This is a genomic window from Ruegeria sp. N10 (genome assembly GCF_056531545.1).
The window spans coordinates 94,325-108,687 of the sequence record NZ_JBQFLY010000007.1; the positions used below are offsets into that span (position 1 = coordinate 94,325).

The 14,363-nt window shown below is 57.4% G+C and carries 14 protein-coding genes; 2 read left to right on the top strand and 12 right to left on the bottom strand.

The features are described 5' to 3' along the window. Position 1: 1 nt before the first annotated feature. The gene (gene purS, locus ACR0JI_RS11580) at positions 2–232 is read right to left on the bottom strand and encodes a phosphoribosylformylglycinamidine synthase subunit PurS (RefSeq protein WP_117872765.1); all 231 of its coding nucleotides are present in this window, start codon (positions 230–232) and stop codon (positions 2–4) included. Positions 233–517: 285 nt separating this feature from the next. Further along, positions 518–1,273, bottom strand: coding sequence for a phosphoribosylaminoimidazolesuccinocarboxamide synthase (gene purC, locus ACR0JI_RS11585; protein WP_209504015.1), 756 nt, complete (start codon positions 1,271–1,273; stop codon positions 518–520). A 186-nt stretch (positions 1,274–1,459) separates the two neighbouring features. Between purC and ACR0JI_RS11590 the strand changes: the two genes are divergently transcribed. Together ACR0JI_RS11590 and bmt are read left to right on the top strand one after the other, a co-directional pair. Continuing rightward, positions 1,460–1,780 (top strand): DUF1476 domain-containing protein, encoded by a 321-nt coding sequence (locus ACR0JI_RS11590; RefSeq protein WP_480472609.1) that lies wholly within the window; start codon positions 1,460–1,462, stop codon positions 1,778–1,780. A gap of 125 nt (positions 1,781–1,905) precedes the next feature. Further along, positions 1,906–2,919: a betaine--homocysteine S-methyltransferase gene (gene bmt, locus ACR0JI_RS11595; RefSeq protein WP_480493254.1), complete on the top strand. Its 1,014-nt coding sequence runs from the start codon at positions 1,906–1,908 to the stop codon at positions 2,917–2,919. Positions 2,920–2,925: 6 nt separating this feature from the next. On the opposite strand, the gene ACR0JI_RS11600 is transcribed toward bmt, so the two are convergent. The 10 genes from ACR0JI_RS11600 to ACR0JI_RS11645 form a co-directional block, all read right to left on the bottom strand. After that, a complete protein-coding gene (locus ACR0JI_RS11600) occupies positions 2,926–3,702 on the bottom strand; it encodes an enoyl-CoA hydratase-related protein (RefSeq protein WP_480472605.1) in 777 nt (258 codons plus the stop codon). Between the two features lie 75 nt (positions 3,703–3,777). After that, complete coding sequence (locus tag ACR0JI_RS11605; protein ID WP_480472603.1) at positions 3,778–4,233, bottom strand: cytochrome c-type biogenesis protein; 456 nt, start codon at positions 4,231–4,233, stop codon at positions 3,778–3,780. Continuing rightward, positions 4,230–6,194 (bottom strand): heme lyase CcmF/NrfE family subunit, encoded by a 1,965-nt coding sequence (locus ACR0JI_RS11610; RefSeq protein ID WP_480472601.1) that lies wholly within the window; start codon positions 6,192–6,194, stop codon positions 4,230–4,232. Before ACR0JI_RS11610 ends, ACR0JI_RS11605 begins: the two co-directional genes overlap by 4 nt. A 75-nt stretch (positions 6,195–6,269) precedes the next feature. Beyond that, complete coding sequence (locus ACR0JI_RS11615) at positions 6,270–6,848, bottom strand: holin family protein (RefSeq protein WP_480472599.1); 579 nt, start codon at positions 6,846–6,848, stop codon at positions 6,270–6,272. After that, entirely contained in the window at positions 6,839–7,450 is a 612-nt protein-coding gene (locus ACR0JI_RS11620; RefSeq protein WP_480472597.1) for a holin-associated N-acetylmuramidase, read from the bottom strand. The genes ACR0JI_RS11615 and ACR0JI_RS11620 overlap by 10 nt, the downstream gene beginning before the upstream one ends. Before the next feature lie 116 nt (positions 7,451–7,566). Beyond that, positions 7,567–8,013 (bottom strand): cytochrome c maturation protein CcmE, encoded by a 447-nt coding sequence (gene ccmE / locus ACR0JI_RS11625; RefSeq protein WP_209504023.1) that lies wholly within the window; start codon positions 8,011–8,013, stop codon positions 7,567–7,569. Positions 8,014–8,020: 7 nt separating this feature from the next. Next, positions 8,021–9,049, bottom strand: coding sequence for an N-acetyl-gamma-glutamyl-phosphate reductase (argC, locus tag ACR0JI_RS11630; protein ID WP_480472595.1), 1,029 nt, complete (start codon positions 9,047–9,049; stop codon positions 8,021–8,023). A gap of 94 nt (positions 9,050–9,143) precedes the next feature. Continuing rightward, positions 9,144–9,953 carry a glutamate racemase gene (locus ACR0JI_RS11635; RefSeq protein ID WP_480472593.1) on the bottom strand — a complete coding sequence of 270 codons (810 nt, stop codon included), beginning with the start codon at positions 9,951–9,953 and terminating at the stop codon, positions 9,144–9,146. 8 nt (positions 9,954–9,961) lie between these two features. Next, the gene (locus ACR0JI_RS11640) at positions 9,962–10,840 is read right to left on the bottom strand and encodes a lysophospholipid acyltransferase family protein (RefSeq protein WP_480493256.1); all 879 of its coding nucleotides are present in this window, start codon (positions 10,838–10,840) and stop codon (positions 9,962–9,964) included. Positions 10,841–10,918: 78 nt separating this feature from the next. After that, positions 10,919–14,338, bottom strand: coding sequence for an indolepyruvate ferredoxin oxidoreductase family protein (locus ACR0JI_RS11645; RefSeq protein WP_480493258.1), 3,420 nt, complete (start codon positions 14,336–14,338; stop codon positions 10,919–10,921). Positions 14,339–14,363 lie beyond the last annotated feature (25 nt).

Here is a 14,363-nt window from a genome sequence, read left to right on the forward strand (position 1 = left end):
ATCAGACCAGTTCGATCTCGTAGCGTTCGATGACGGTGTTGGCCAAAAGCTTTTCGCACATCTCGGTCACGTCTGCCTCGGTTGCGCCATCGGCAAGCTCAAGATCGATGACTTTGCCCTGACGTACGCCTTCGACCTGATCAAAGCCCATTGCACCTAATGCGTGACGTACTGCTTCGCCCTGCGGGTCCAGCACCCCGTTCTTGAGCATCACATGAACCCGTGCTTTCATTTTGGCAACTCCAACTGAGGGCCGCATACAAGGCCCATTTCGTTGCGCGGGGGATAGCGCGCCTGATGGGTTTCGACAACCCTGTTTCAAACGCAGTTTGCCGCAGGTAGGTGACGATCCTGCGCTGTCAGATGGACCTGAGCAGTTTTGCCGGCAAGGTGGCTGGAAACTTCGCAATAGTCATCTGATCAAACGGCCCGGCCACACGCAAACACCCTGCTCTGCCAACAACTTGGCAAAGGCAAAACGCCGCCCTGAGGGGGCGGCGCTGCTAAGGCGTGGTATTTAGTTGATCAGCGTCGGCTTGGTGACGTTGCTGGCAGGCAGCACACCCAGTCTTCGGGCGACCTCGGAATAGGCATCTGTCAGGCTGCCCAGATCGCGGCGGAATACATCCTTGTCCAGTTTCTGACCGGTCTTGATATCCCACAGGCGGCAGCTGTCCGGGCTGATTTCATCCGCAACGACCAGCCGCTGATAGTCGCCTTCAAACACGCGCCCGATTTCGATCTTGAAGTCAACCAGACGAATACCCACCGCCAGCATCACGCCGCTCAGGAAATCGTTCACGCGCAGCGCGAGGCTGAGGATGTCGTCCATGTCCTGCTGGCTGGCCCAGCCAAACGCGGCGATGTGTTCCTCGGTGACAAGAGGATCGCCCAAAGCATCATCCTTGAAGCAATATTCAACGATCGGACGTGGCAATTGCGTCCCTTCTGCGATGCCAAGACGTTTCGACATCGAACCGGCCGCGTAATTGCGCACGATCACTTCCAGTGGAATGATCTCGCAGTTGCGCACCAGCTGTTCGCGCATATTCAGGCGCCGGATGAAGTGGTTCGGAATACCAATCTGGGTCAGCCCGGTCATGAAGAACTCAGACAAACGGTTGTTCAGCACGCCTTTGCCGTCAATCACGTCTTTCTTTTCGGCATTGAACGCGGTGGCGTCATCCTTGAAATACTGTACGATGGTGCCCGGTTCGGGGCCTTCATACAGAATTTTGGCCTTGCCTTCGTAGATTTTCTTGCGACGCGCCATAAGCGACCTTTCCAGACTGGCGAAAGGGAATGAGTCCCTTCACGTTGGCGTCCTCATAGTGCAAGCCCTGCGTTCCCGCAAGTTCGCTGCCCCGAGGGCCTTTGACGCAGCGCAAATACCTTGCACCCAGAGTGTCCTATTGTCATATCATCAGTGAGAAACGGTAATCCAAGGGGTCCCCAACCAATGACCACATTCGACGAACGTGAAGCCGCGTTTGAAAGCAAATTCGCCCATGACGAAAAGATGCAGTTCATCGCTCGGATGCGCCGCAACCGCTTTATGGCTGTCTGGGCGTCTGCGCTGAAGGGCGAAACTGTTGAACAGGCACGGAAATACGGCCAGGAACTGGTTCATACCGACCTACAGCATGTCGGCGAAGACGATGTTGTCGAGGCGGTCAAAGCCTACTTGGGTGATCTTGCGGATGAAGCCACGATCCGTTCGAAAATGGCCGAGCTTCTGGTTGAAGCCAAAGAACAGGTGATGGTGGAAGGCGAGCACTGATTGCCTGAAATGCAGAATTCATGATCTTCATGAGTTTTATGAAATTGATTTGACGCCCTGGTCATGAGACACGGGGCGTCTCTGTTTTTTTTGCAGCGTTTATACGCTTTTTCTGGAATAACCCTATGACAAACGCGCTGAGCAAACTTCTGGACACCAAAGACGCCATCCTTGCGGACGGTGCAACGGGGACCAATTTATTTAACATGGGTCTGCAATCAGGTGACGCGCCTGAGCTGTGGAACGTGGATGCTCCGGACAAGATCAGGGCGCTGTATCAGGGGTCGGTCGATGCGGGCAGCGACCTGTTTCTGACCAACACGTTTGGAGGCACTGCGGCGCGTCTGAAACTGCATGATGCGCAGAACCGCGTGGGCGAGCTGAACCGTATCGGCGCAGAACTTGGACGTGAAATCGCGGACAAAGCCGTGCGCCCTATCGTCGTGGCCGGATCGGTTGGACCCACCGGCGAGATTATGGAACCGGTCGGCAGCCTGTCGCATTCCGACGCGGTTGAAATGTTCCATGAACAGGCCGAGGCTTTGAAAGCGGGCGGAGTTGACGTTCTTTGGGTGGAAACCATCAGCGCGCCAGAGGAATTCCGCGCGGCAGCCGAGGCCTTTGCGCTGGCCGACATGCCCTGGTGCGGCACGATGAGCTTTGACACGGCCGGGCGCACGATGATGGGTGTCACCTCGGCCGATCTTGCGCTTTTGGTCGAAACCTTGCCAAACCCACCGATCGCTTTTGGAGCCAATTGTGGAACCGGCGCGTCGGATATCCTGCGCACGGTTCTGGGTTTTGCAGCGCAAGGCACCGAGCGTCCGCTGATCTCAAAGGGCAATGCGGGCATCCCGAAATACGTGGATGGCCATATCCATTATGACGGGACACCCGAACTGATGGGTCGGTATGCTGCCATGGCACGGGATTCGGGCGCAACAATCATCGGCGGGTGCTGCGGGACCATGCCTGATCATCTGCGCAAAATGCGCGAAGCGCTGGATACCACTTCGCGCGGCGAGCGCCCGACACTGGATCAGATCACCCAGGCACTGGGGCCGTTTTCGTCGGCTTCGGACGGAACCGAGGACAACGCAGGCCCGGAACGCCGCACGCGTCGCCGTCGCCGCGCCTAACGCTTATCAACGCCCTTCGAATTTCGGAGGGCGTTTTTCCATGAACGCCACCACACCTTCTGCAAAATCCCGCGACCGGCCACATTCACCTTGAAGATGCGCCTCGGTTGCAAGCTGCTGCTGCAATGTGTTTTCGTAGGTCCCGCGGATGGCACGCTTGATCGCGCCATAGGCGGCGGTTGGACCTTTGGCCAGATATTCTGCCCTTTTGTGCCAATGTGCGGCAAACGCATCATCGGGGACAGCTTCCCAGATCATGCCCCATTCTTCGGCCTGCCGGGCGCTGATCTTGTCAGCAAACAAGGCGGCCCCCATTGCTTTGGCCAAGCCCATCTGACGCGGCATGAACCAAGTGCCCCCGGCATCGGGCAGCAAGCCGATACGTGCAAAAGCCTGCAGGAAATACGCACTCTCCGTTGCAATAACCACGTCCGCACACAGCGCAAGGTTGGCCCCTGCCCCCGCAGCAGGTCCGTTTACAGCCGCGATCGTCGGAACAGGACAGCTGTGGATGGCTTCCAGCATCGGCTCGTACTCGTCGCGCAATGATCGTTCCAGATCGATCTTGCCGGTCGATGATGCATCTCCCAGATCCTGCCCGGAACAAAACGCCGGCCCCGCGCCGGTGATAACGATACAGCGCGCTTTAACCGCGGCATCTTTCATCGCGTGGGTAATCTCTGCCCGCATCCGAGTGGTCAGCGCGTTCATCTTGTCCGGTCTGTTCAGGGTCAAAACCGCCAGACCATCCGATATGTCCAATAGAACCGTTTCGTAATTCATGAAAACTTTTCCCTCGCGCCACGTGTTTCAGCACACTTACTTGTCCGGGCAGGATGGGAAAAGCAGAACCAAACGTCAGTCTTCAAGAATTTGGCGAAGGCGTTCCTGTTCTTCCGCACTTAGAGCTTCGGTTTCACCCGAAACCTGCGCCCTTGCGCGTGTGCGAAGAAAGTTCAGCCCGACTGCGGCAGCGATCAGCAGCATGATCGGCCCGGCAAGCCACAACAGCAGGTTCGAACCACTGGTGGTGGGCTTGAGCAGGACATATTCGCCGTAGCGGTCAACGATAAACGAGATGGCCTCTTCGTCGCTGTCACCCGCAACCAAACGTTCGCGCAAAAGCAGACGCAGATCGCGCGCCAGATCGGCGTTGCTTTCGTCAATGCTTTCATTGCGACACACCAGGCACCGCAATCCAACACTCAGGTCGCGCGCCCGCTGCTCCAGAACCGGGTCGTCCAGAACTTCATCAGGTTGTACCGCAAACACGGGTGCTGCAAGCAGCAGCAGGATCAGAACAAGGCGCTTCATTCTGCGGGTACTCCGCCAGCGGGGGATTTACGCGCGCCTGCGGCGACGCGGAAGCGCCTGTCGCTCAGGCTGAGGACACCGCCGAGCGCCATCAGGATACATCCACCCCAGATCCAGTTCGCCAGCGGTTTGATATAGGTTCTCATGACCCAGCCACCGTCTGCCTGCTGATCCCCGATGACGACGTAAAGGTCACCAAGAAAACGATAGTCAATCGCGGCCTCGGTCGTCGGCATGCGTGCGACGGGATAATCCCGTTTCTCGGGATGCAGCGTTCCGATGGCGCGACCGCCCTTTTCCACCAAAACATCAGCCGTGGTTGAAAAATAGTTCGGACCCTGTACCCGTCGCACGTCCTGCAACGTCAGTGTAAACTGACCTACTTCGAACGGCTGGTTCAGCTGCGCCACACGGATATCTTCTGCCTCCCACGCGGTCAGACCGGCAATCGCAAAGATCGTCACGCCAAGGCCGGTATGGGCAACTGCCTTACCCCAATCGGCGCCCGGAAGTCGGATCAGACGTTTGAAGCTGCCATTGCGGCCTGTCCGGCTCCACAAATCAATGGCGGCACCGAAAGTGATCCATGCCCCCAGAAACAGGCCTACGGGCCCTAGCGCGCTGCGACCGGTCTGCATTGCCCAAACCAACAACGCAATCGCCAGCGCCAGACCAAAGGCATAGCGCAGGGACCAGGCCGTTTTGCCCAACCGACCGCGTTTCCACGGCAGCATGGCCCCGATCGGCAGGATCAGACCCAGCAAAACCATGAACGGTGAAAAGGCCGCGTTGAAAAACGGCGCCCCGACCGAGAGTTTGCGGTCGAACATCATCTCGGCCACCATCGGCCACATCGTCCCGACAAAGACAACGAAACAACTGACCGCAAGAAGGACATTGTTCACGATCAGCGCGCTTTCGCGGCTGACCATGCCAAAAACGCCCTTGGCCTCCATCGCCTGCGCCCGCGCGGCAAACAAGGTAAGCGCGCCACCGATGAAGAAGACCAGAATGATCAGGATGAACACACCGCGTTCAGGATCATTGGCAAAAGCATGTACCGAGGTCAGCAGACCTGAACGCACGATAAACGTGCCGATCAGGGAAAATCCAAACGCAATAATTGCCAGCAGAATGGTCCAGCTTTTCAATGCTTCGCGCTTTTCCACGACAATTGCCGAGTGCAACAGCGCCGCCGCTAGCAGCCAGGGCATGAAGGATGCGTTTTCCACCGGGTCCCAGAACCAGAAACCGCCCCAGCCCAGTTCGTAATAAGCCCACCAGGATCCCAACGCGATTCCGATAGTCAGGAAAACCCATGCCGCCAGCGTCCAGGGGCGCACCCACCGGCCCCATGCTGCATCGATACGCCCTTCGATCAGGGCAGCAATCGCAAAGCTGAATGCCATGCTCAGCCCGACATAGCCGAGGTACAAAAACGGCGGGTGGAAGGCCAGCCCGGGATCTTGCAGCAGTGGGTTCAGGTCACGCCCGTCAAACGGAGCGATGGCAAGCCTGTCAAACGGGTTCGACGTGAACAGGATGAAACCGAAAAACGCCACGGCAATGGCCGACTGAACGGCCAGAACACGGGCTTTGAGTGTCGGTGGCAAGCCGCCACCAAAGAAAGCCGCCATCGCTCCAAACAGGGTGACGATCAGCACCCACAGCAGCATGGATCCTTCGTGGTTGCCCCATGTTCCGCTGATCTTGTACAGCATCGGCTTTGCCGTGTGGCTGTTCTCGACCACAATCCTGAGGGAAAAGTCAGACGTTACAAACGCCCAGATCAAAGCACCAAATGCAAACGCCGTCAGCAGGAACTGGACGATCGCGGCGGGCTCTGCAAAGGCCATCCAGCCGGTCCAGCGTTTTGAGGCGCCGATAAGTGGAACAACGCTTTGCACTATGGCGACAAAGAACGCGAGGATCAGGGTGAAGTGGCCAAGTTCTGTAATCATGCCCCGGAATATACGCCGGTGCGGAACCGGGGGCCATGACCTTTAGCTAGTTCTGCACGCACAAAGTGTCGCGGGTCAGATACCGCGAAGCTTTCGCCAATCGTTCAGAGCCTGGTTTTCTTCGGGAAGTACGACATCGCGGGTCAGTACAGCATCCGGACCGGGATCGGCAGCACCGGGGCTGTCGCTCTGCATGGTGCGCAAGGCCTCGATATTGCTCAAGACCGTTGGCAGTTGCGTCATGGTTGAGCGGATATCCCGCTGAAAATCCTGCATTTTACTTTGGTGACGCGCGCCAAAGTAAAACGATACGATCACGCCCAGCAACCACCACAGCGGCTCTGGGACCAAGGCTATGCCCTGCATCCGTGCGGCAAACCATATTGGGTCGACCATGGCGGCAACAAACAAGCCAAGCGTTCCCAATGCCAGCGCCGGGCGCGGTAACCTGTTCACGCCGTCCATGACACGGTCAAAAAGACCCTTCTGAGGTGCCTGAAATTCGCTACCGAACTGCACCATGGCCTGAGTTTGAATCTCATTGGCGCGTACTGCGCCTGCTTCGGTGTTTTCACGATAGAGTTCTGCGGTTTCCTGTAAGACGTTGCGCCCGTTACCAAACAAAAGCGCCAGCACACCTGAAATCAGCCCCATGCCGCGATCCTTCTGGTAAATTCGCTGTCCGAAAGATGATAACGCGGCGAAAGAAATTCTTCGGCCCGTTTTATCCAGCCACCTTTGCCGCCTGATCGGCTACGCGCGTATTTTCTGGATGCAGGCCGCTGATCAGCAAGGCGAAAATAGTAGTTTCGCCGCGCAATCCCGTAGGCGTCGCGCAGGACATCGGGCTCTGGCTGCGCCGCGCTTTGGCAGGCCGCCACGGTTTGCGGGCCTATCACGCCGTCGGCGGTGACGTTAAACCCCATTTCCTGTAGCAGCCGCTGAAGGATCTTCACCGCCTGCGCACCGGCATTCACATACATGTCGAAAACCGAAGCATGCAGGGTTTCGGGAAGCTCCGCAATGTGCGGCTTGTCGAAATAGTGCTGCACAAAGATGTCGACCGCTTGTCGAGCGGACACTGCGCGCACATCCGCCTCGTCAACCCGACCGTCGCCAGTCAGATCCAAACCCAGCCTGCGCAGGGTGTGAATCGTGACCCCGAACTTGGTTGCCCCGCCCGGATCGTCGGGGTCATCAACAAAGCCCCCTTCACGGGCCACAATCTCTTTGGCAATTTGCCGAACCGTTTGCATACCACCCTCGTAACGTTAGGTGGCCACACCGTTTCCGACAGAAATTAATGATTTAAGACGAAACGGAGCGCTGCATGCACCATGCACGCAACGCTCCGTAACAGAGTCAAACGGCTTCAGCTTTCTTCCGCGCCTTTGTAGACACCTTGCTCTTTCAGAGCGTCCATGACCTCTTTCGGCATGTAGGTCTCATCATGTTTGGCAAGAATTTCAGTCGCTTCAAAGACGCCGTTCACGTAACTTCCCGTGCCGATCATTCCCTGATTTTCCGAGAAAAGGTCAGGTAGAACACCTGTGAACGAGACCGGAACGCTTTCGCCGCCATCCGTTACAACAAAACGGATGGTTTCGCCCTGTCCGCGGATGATCGAGCCTTCTTCGACCAAGCCGCCAATCCGAAACACTTCGGTCGGTTTCGGCGGCTCTGCAATCACCTCGCTGGGCGAGCGGAAAAAGTTGATCCCGTCCTGCAATGCCCAACCAATCAACGCAGTTGCCGCCACCAAGGCAACAACTGCCACCAGAATGACTTGTACGCGCCGACGTTTCTTGAGCGTTTTCATACCATCCTCACGGGAAAAGCGGGGCCATCATCAGGCCCAGAGTTTCATCTTCACCTAACATCAGGTTCGCGTTCTGCAAGGCTTGCCCACTGCTACCTTTTGTCAGGTTATCCAGCGCCGCAATCACAATTGCGCGCCGCTCAATCCTATCCGCCACAACACCGATATGACAGAAATTCGACCCCCGCACATGGTGGGTTGAAGGAGTCTCACCCATCGGCAGCATCTGGATGAACGGCTCGTCCGCGTAGGCTTTGGCAAGCGTTTCGTAGATGCTGTGCGGGTCGCCCTTCACATAGGTTGTGGCCAGAATACCCCTGTTTGCAGGGATAAGGTGGGGCGTGAACTGCACATGCACAGCCCGACTGGCAAGTTTCGAAAACTCCTGATCAAACTCGCCAAGATGCCTGTGTGTCCCTCCGACGGAATAGGCGTTGCTGCCTTCGCTCAGTTCAGCGTGCAGCAGGTTTTCCTTCAATGACCGCCCTGCCCCTGACACAGCGCATTTCAGGTCCAGAACGATATCGTCCAGATCAATGACCCCGGCAGATATCAGCGGCCGCAGAACATATTGCCCGGTCGCCGCATTGCACCCGGTGCCCGCAACAAGCCGTGCCCCCTTGATGTCTTCGCGGTAGAACTCGGTCAGACCATAGATCGCCTCTTCCTGCTGTTTTAGCGCGGTATGCGGATTGCCGTACCATTTTTCGTACTCGTCGGGGTCGGCCAGCCGGAAGTCGGCAGACAGGTCAATGATTTTCAGATCTTTCGGCAAGTTCCGGATCACTTCCTGACTGGTTTTGTGCGGCAAAGCGCAAAAACACAGGTCAACCTGCGAAAAGTCGATCTCGGAGATTTTGCACAGATCAGGCAGATCCATGTGGCGCAGATGCGGGAAAACCTGCGCCATGGTCATGCCAGCCTTACGTTCGGCGGCCAGCGCGACGATATCCATGTTCGGGTGCTCGGCGATCAGCCGCACCAGTTCAGCGCCGGTATAGCCCGAAGCGCCCAAAATTGCGATTTTATGGGTCATGTCAGACCTCTTTCACTTGAGTGTCACATGTTTCGACCGCCGATGTGACGGCCTTGAAATAAGGGAAGCAAAGTGGCTGCGTCCTTGACCTAAGTCAGGCAGCCTGGAACGTGATTTGTCGTCGGAGGAACTGCGTCGCCCGGTCGCTGACTACATTGGGTTTGCCAGTTGTCAGAAAACCACTCGGGCCCTCGCCCAACATGTTGGGGTGACGTTGCAGGTAATCTGCCAGACTGTCAGCAACAAGCGCACCCTGGCTGTAAACCTGCACATCGTCACCCAACGCCGCCTGGAATGCTTCGGCCATCAACGGGTAATGCGTGCAGCCCAGAATAGCAGCCTGAGGTTCTGGCATTTTGCGTTTCAGCGCATCCACATGGCTGCGCACCAAGGCTTCGGCCAGGATCATGTCACCGTCTTCTATGGCATCCACAACGCCGCCACATGCCTGTGCCTCGACATCTACTCCGATGGCCCGAAATGCCAGTTCCCGCTGAAAGGCCCTGCTGGACACGGTGGCAGGCGTTGCAAACAACGCCACATGTTTGACGGCCACTTCGCGCGGCGGAGAATTGTCGCCCCATTGCCGTTCGGTCAGTGCTTCGATCAACGGGACAAAAACGCCAAGAACGCGTTTGCCGCTGGGCACGCCTTCTTCCTGCATCCGCCGCAACGCTGCGGCGCTGGCCGTGTTGCAGGCCAGAATCACCAGATTGCAGCCACGCGACCACAGATCTTGAACCGCCTTGCGGGTCAGCTGATAGATATCCTCGGCATCACGCACACCGTATGGCGCGTGTGCACTGTCTGCAAAATACAGGAAATCAACGTCCGGCAGACGTTGCTGTGCGGCACTCAGGACGGTCAGACCGCCCAAACCGGAATCGAAGATACCTACTGCCATTAGATCCTTCAGGCGCGATGCCGTTCCTCAAACTCATAGCCGTAGTCATAAGACTTCAACGGCGTTGGAGACAGCTCATACGTGGCTTTGCGCAGGAAATCCATCATCTTGCGCGTATCCTTGCTGAGCGGGTCCAGAATGTCGCGCCTGATCGGCTCTCCGACTACGACCTTCACCGGTGTATCAACGCGTTTCTTGAACTCTTTGATCAGCAGGCCCATCCGCAAAGTACTGTGCAGATGGCTAGCGATCTGAAACAGACGAGAGGTGTGGCCATCAAAGAAAACCGGAACAACTGTGGCATTCGATTTTGCAACCATCCGCGCGGTAAACCCGCGCCAACCCGGATCCATGGGGTGGGAAAACGGCTTAACCCCGGTGCTGACCGTCCCACCGGGAAAAATGCCGATCGCCCCGCCTTCGCCCAGATATGTGAGTGCGGTTTTGCGGGTCTCAAGGTTCAGCTGCATCGCCTCTTTCGTTTCATCAAACGAAATTGGCAGAATGATGCGATTCAGGTCTTCGGCCTTGCGAAACACCCGATGGGCCAGAATGCGGAAATCACCCCGCGTCTCGGACAGGATATGTCCCATCATCAGGCCATCCAGAATTCCGTAGGGATGATTGGCAATCAGGATCAGAGGACCGTCTTTCGGGATATTCGAAAGCGATCCCCCCGCCACGTCCAGTGTCAGCCCATAGCGTTCGACCATCACAGCCCAAAAGTCGCGCCCATTGGCAACGTCTTTCTCGTACCCGTCCGCGCGTTTGATCAGGCGCATACGGCCCGTCGTGTTCTCCATCAGCTTGATAACCATCCGCCCACCTTTGGTTTCGGCGGAATGCGCATAGGAAATGTCGCGAACGGCATGATGACGGGAAGGCATATGGGTCTCCGGTTTGCTGCCTGCAAAATAAGTGCAAGTAACAATTTTGCCTAGCTATCGTGACACGCTTGTGACGTTTTATTCCGCCGCAGCCTGCAACCCTGTCCCTCCGCCGCGAATGACGGCCAGCAACTCCTCGCGCCGTTTGGCTGCTTGGGCCTCGTTCTCGCGCAATACGGAGCCAAACCCACGGATATCCAGCGGCAAACGAGCCAGGGCGGCAATCGCATCGCGTGTTGTCTGCGATACAAGCGGCAGAACCTCGCGCATGTCCTTTTCATATTGACGGATCAACGCACGTTCCATCCTGCGTTCCGACGAATAGCCGAAGATATCCAGTGGCGTACCGCGCAGTGCCTTCAACCGGGTCAAAAGCTTCAGTGGGCCAAGGATGGCTTCGCCAAACGCACGTTTGCGGGGTCTGCCGTTGTTGCCCGATCCCCCCAAAAAAGGTGGGGCCAGATGGAACGTCATCTTGAAATCGCCATCGAACTCGGCAGCGGCTTTGTCACGGCTTGTCAGAAGAAGGCGCGCGACTTCGTATTCATCCTTGTAGGACAAAAGCTTGTGATAGCCTTTTGCCACCGCCTCGCGGATATCCGCATCCTCAACACTGTCGACCAGCTTGCGATACCGTTTGGCCAGCCGCGCACTTTGGTAATCGGTCAGATGGCTTGCGCGGAATTCGATCTTCTGATCCAGCGATCTGGGCATCTCGGTCACGGTCGGGGACAGAATGGACTGCACTTCAGCGGGATGCAGAACCGCCCAACGCCCGATATCGAACGCACGCTTGTTCCGTTCAATCGTAGTTCCGTTCAATTCGATGGCATCAAAGATCGCCTGATGGCTGACGGGCAACAACCCCCGCTGCCACGCCGCGCCAAAGATCATCATGTTGGAATAGATCGAGTCGCCCATCACGGCGCGTGCCAACTCGGTCGCGTCAAACAGCGAGACACCTTCTTTTAACCGTGCCTGGAGGGCCAGTTCCAGCTGATCGGCAGGAATGCGGAACTCGGTATTGCGCGTAAAGTCGCCTGTTACCGTCTCATGGCTGTTCACAACGGCGCCTGTACGGCCTGTGCGCGTCAGGCCCAAAGTTTTGGCTCCAGCGGACACCACCAGATCACCGCCGATCAGCGCATGGGCTTCGCCGGTTGCGACACGGATGGCGCTGATGTCTTCGGGTGCGTTGGCCAGACGGCAATGGATGTGAACCGCGCCGCCCTTCTGCGCCAAGCCCGCCATTTCCATCATGCCCGCGCCTTTGCCGTCAATCTGGGCAGCCTGCGCAAGAATCGCGCCCAGCGTGACAACACCGGTTCCCCCGACACCCGTGATCACCACGTTATGGGTGCCGCTGATCTTGGGCAACACCGGCATCGGCAGGTCCGGCAAGTCGATTTCGGTCGTTGCCTCTTTACGGATCTTCGCCCCCTCAAGCGTGACAAAGGATGGGCAAAAGCCGTTCAGGCAGGAATAGTCCTTGTTGCAGCTTGACTGATCGATGGCGCGCTTACGCCCAAGTTCTGTTTCCTTGGGCACAATCGACACACAGTTCGACTGCACCCCGCAATCGCCGCAGCCTTCGCACACATCGGTATTGATAAACACACGCTTGTCCGGGTCCGGGAACGTGCCGCGTTTGCGGCGACGGCGTTTTTCGGCCGCACAGGTCTGAACATAAACGATGACCGAGACGCCCTCGATCTCGCGAAATTTCTCCTGCACCTGCATCAGTTCCGCACGCTCGAACGTCTGAACACTCGACGGCAAAGCCTTGAAGTTCACGTCTTCCTTTTCGTCATAGACCAGAGCAACCTCACGGACACCCATGGCCTTGACCTCGGCAACGATCCGTTCCGCGGTCAGATCGCCTTCATTCTCCTGCCCGCCCGTCATGGCGACGGCATCGTTGAACAGGATCTTGAAGGTGATGTTCGTGCCCGCTGACAACGCCGCGCGGATCGCCTGAACGCCCGAGTGGTTATAGGTGCCATCGCCAAGGTTCTGGAACACGTGTTTGGTGGTCGAAAACGGTGCCTCACCGATCCAGTTCGCGCCTTCACCGCCCATCTGGGTAAAGCCGGTGGTGTTCCGGTCCATCCACTGAACCATGTAATGACAACCGATCCCTGCATAGGCACGGCTGCCATCGGGGACTTTGGTCGAACTGTTATGCGGGCAGCCCGAGCAGAAATACGGAAGCCGCGTTGCAATTTCCTGTGCGTTGTCAGCCCGGCGTGCTTCGGATAATGAGGCCAGACCCACACGAATACCATCGGTTTCGCGCCCTTCTTCGATCAGGATCTCACCCAGCTTTTCGGCAATCATGATCGGGTCCAGCGCGCCGCGGGTCGGGAACAGTTCGTCGCGATGCAACGTACCGGCGCCGCCCTTGTACCACCCATAAACCCGGCGGCCGCGACGGTCGTCAAAGATAGCTTCTTTGACCTGAACTTCGATCAGCTTGCGCTTTTCCTCGACGATCACGATCAGGTCCAGTCCTTCGGCCCAGTCGTGGAACCCGACCATGTCCAGCGGGAAGGTTTGTCCCACCTTGTAGGTCGTGATCCCCAGCCGCTCGGCTTCGGACTCGTCGATGTTCAAAAGCGAGAGCGCATGGGTCAGGTCCAGCCAGTTCTTACCGGCCGCAACAAACCCGATCTTTGCACCCGGTTTGCCCCATATCCGCTTGTCCAGCTTGTTGGCATGTGAAAACGTCTCGGCAGCAAACCTCTTGTAATCGATGACGCGCGTTTCTTGCAGGTGCGGCGTGTCCCCAAGGCGGATATTCAAACCGCCTTCCGGCATATCGAAATCAGGTACGACAACCTGCATTCGGTCGGGGCGACCATCCACAACCGAAGTAACCTCGATTGTGTCCTTCATGGTCTTTAGCCCAACCCAAACCCCGGCAAAACGGCTGAGGGCATAGCCGTAAATTCCGTAGTCGAGGATTTCCTGCACGCCCGCCGGGCTGACGACAGGCATATACATATCCACCAGTGACCATTCGGACTGATGCAACACGGTCGAGCTTTCGCCAGTATGGTCATCACCCATCGCCATAAGCACACCGCCATGCTTGGCGGTACCGGCCATATTCGCGTGGCGCATGACGTCACCGGACCGATCTACGCCCGGCCCCTTGCCGTACCAAAGACCGAAAACCCCATCGAACTTACCGTCGCCGCGCAAGCCGGCCTGTTGGCTGCCCCACAGCGCTGTTGCCGCCAGATCTTCGTTCAATCCAAACTGAAACGTAACATCGCTTTGGGACAACTGCTTTTGCGCCCGCATCATCTGCTGATCAACAGCGCCCAGTGGCGAGCCACGATATCCAGTCACCAGCCCCGCAGTGTTCAGTCCCGCCTGCCGGTCTCTGGCCTTTTGCATCAGCATCAACCGGACAAGCGCCTGTGTTCCGTTCAGAAGAACGGGGCTTTTCTCAAGATCGAACCGGTCGTTTAACGTAATCTGTGGCTGACTCATCAGACGTCTCCCCTCGCCAGATCAG

Bases quoted from the DNA above. Each gene is read 5' to 3' on its own strand.
- purS (WP_117872765.1), bottom strand. From the start codon at position 232: ATGAAAGCACGGGTTCATGTGATGCTCAAGAACGGGGTGCTGGACCCG.
- purC (WP_209504015.1), bottom strand. From the start codon at position 1,273: ATGGCGCGTCGCAAGAAAATCTACGAAGGCAAGGCCAAAATTCTGTAT.
- ACR0JI_RS11590 (WP_480472609.1), top strand. From the start codon at position 1,460: ATGACCACATTCGACGAACGTGAAGCCGCGTTTGAAAGCAAATTCGCC.
- bmt (WP_480493254.1), top strand. From the start codon at position 1,906: ATGACAAACGCGCTGAGCAAACTTCTGGACACCAAAGACGCCATCCTT.
- ACR0JI_RS11600 (WP_480472605.1), bottom strand. From the start codon at position 3,702: ATGAATTACGAAACGGTTCTATTGGACATATCGGATGGTCTGGCGGTT.
- ACR0JI_RS11605 (WP_480472603.1), bottom strand. From the start codon at position 4,233: ATGAAGCGCCTTGTTCTGATCCTGCTGCTGCTTGCAGCACCCGTGTTT.
- ACR0JI_RS11610 (WP_480472601.1), bottom strand. From the start codon at position 6,194: ATGATTACAGAACTTGGCCACTTCACCCTGATCCTCGCGTTCTTTGTC.
- ACR0JI_RS11615 (WP_480472599.1), bottom strand. From the start codon at position 6,848: ATGGGGCTGATTTCAGGTGTGCTGGCGCTTTTGTTTGGTAACGGGCGC.
- ACR0JI_RS11620 (WP_480472597.1), bottom strand. From the start codon at position 7,450: ATGCAAACGGTTCGGCAAATTGCCAAAGAGATTGTGGCCCGTGAAGGG.
- ccmE (WP_209504023.1), bottom strand. From the start codon at position 8,013: ATGAAAACGCTCAAGAAACGTCGGCGCGTACAAGTCATTCTGGTGGCA.
- argC (WP_480472595.1), bottom strand. From the start codon at position 9,049: ATGACCCATAAAATCGCAATTTTGGGCGCTTCGGGCTATACCGGCGCT.
- ACR0JI_RS11635 (WP_480472593.1), bottom strand. From the start codon at position 9,953: ATGGCAGTAGGTATCTTCGATTCCGGTTTGGGCGGTCTGACCGTCCTG.
- ACR0JI_RS11640 (WP_480493256.1), bottom strand. From the start codon at position 10,840: ATGCCTTCCCGTCATCATGCCGTTCGCGACATTTCCTATGCGCATTCC.
- ACR0JI_RS11645 (WP_480493258.1), bottom strand. From the start codon at position 14,338: ATGAGTCAGCCACAGATTACGTTAAACGACCGGTTCGATCTTGAGAAA.